This is a genomic window from Aquicoccus sp., assembly GCF_041686535.1.
Classification (GTDB): Bacteria; Pseudomonadota; Alphaproteobacteria; order Rhodobacterales; family Rhodobacteraceae; genus Aquicoccus.
The window spans coordinates 1-1,380 of record NZ_JAWLDS010000159.1; the positions used below are offsets into that span (position 1 = coordinate 1).

At 58.3% G+C, this 1,380-nt stretch carries 2 protein-coding genes; both read left to right on the top strand.

The window, feature by feature from the left end:
• A partial coding sequence (locus ACESL9_RS17195; protein ID WP_372675316.1) for a GDP-mannose 4,6-dehydratase occupies nt 1–675 on the top strand: 675 nt, incomplete at its 5' end.
• 10 nt (nt 676–685) lie between these two features.
• Nucleotides 686–1,309: a hypothetical protein gene (locus ACESL9_RS17200; protein WP_372675317.1), complete on the top strand. Its 624-nt coding sequence runs from the start codon at nt 686–688 to the stop codon at nt 1,307–1,309.
• The last annotated feature ends 71 nt before the right edge of the window (nt 1,310–1,380 follow it).

Here is a 1,380-nt window from a genome sequence, read left to right on the forward strand (position 1 = left end):
TTTCATCCACGCAGTCCCTATGCGGTGGCCAAGCTCTATGCTTATTGGATCACGGTGAATTACCGTGAAGCCTACGGGATCTATGCGTGCAACGGAATCCTGTTCAACCACGAAAGCCCGCGACGCGGCGAGACCTTCGTGACCCGCAAGATCACCCGCGGTCTCGCCAATATCGCGCAGGGACTCGAAAGCTGTCTCTTCATGGGCAATATCGACGCCCTGCGCGACTGGGGCCATGCGAAGGATTATGTGCGCATGCAGTGGATGATGTTGCAGCAGGACGAGCCGGAAGATTTCGTAATCGCCACCGGTGCGCAGTATTCGGTGCGCGACTTCATCACATGGAGCGCCGCCGAGCTGGGGATCACACTGCGCTTCGAGGGCGAGAGGCTGAATGAAAAGGGGATCGTCCAAACGGTCGAGGGCGATAAGGCCCCGGCGGTCAAACCGGGCGACGTGATCGTGAAGATCGATCCGCGCTACTTCCGCCCGGCGGAGGTTGAAACTCTGCTGGGTGACCCGTCCAGGGCAAAAGCCAAACTGGGCTGGACCCCCGAGATCACCACACAGCAGATGTGTGCAGAGATGGTAGCGGAAGACTTGAAAACCGCCCGTCGCCATGCGCTGCTGAAGGAACACGGGATGGACCTTCCGGTCAGCCTGGAAAACGGGTGATACTCGCACGATGGCAATCATCAGTTTCCGGCATAATTTCATTTTCGTAAAAACGACAAAAACCGCAGGCACCAGCATTGAAATCGAACTCGCGAGCCGGGTCGAAGAGGACGCGATCGTGACGCCGATTCTGCCCGCCTTTGCCGGGCATCGGCCGCGCAACCATGAAGAGGGTCGCTACTACAATCACATGCGCGCGGCAGAAATCCGCGAGCTCTTGGGGCCGGACAATTTCAGTGGAATGTTTCGTTTCTGTGTCGAGCGAGAACCTGTCGACAAGTGCATCAGTCATTTCCACATGCTTCGCAACTCCGCGCTCCACAATCCCGAGGGGAAGTATACGCTCGACTGGGACGGGTACTGCGACGCGGGCCGATTTCCGGTCGATCTGGGGAAATACGCGGAGAATGGTGTTCTGCTGGTAAACCGCGTCCTTCGTTATGAGAGACTTCAGGAGGTCCTGCCATCGCTCATGGAGGAGCTTGGTTTGCCCGGCTTCAAACTCACCGCGCGTGCCAAGAGCGACTACAGGCAACCTGAGCTGGTCCGGAGCGACGAGGTGACCGACAAGCAACGCGCAACCATCACCGCAGCATTTGCGGGAACCCGCCGGCTCACCGGCCTCTACGCGTGAAAGACAATGATATCGACCGCTCACCGACTGATCTTTCTTCATGCGCCCAAGACCGGGGGCAATGCCATCCA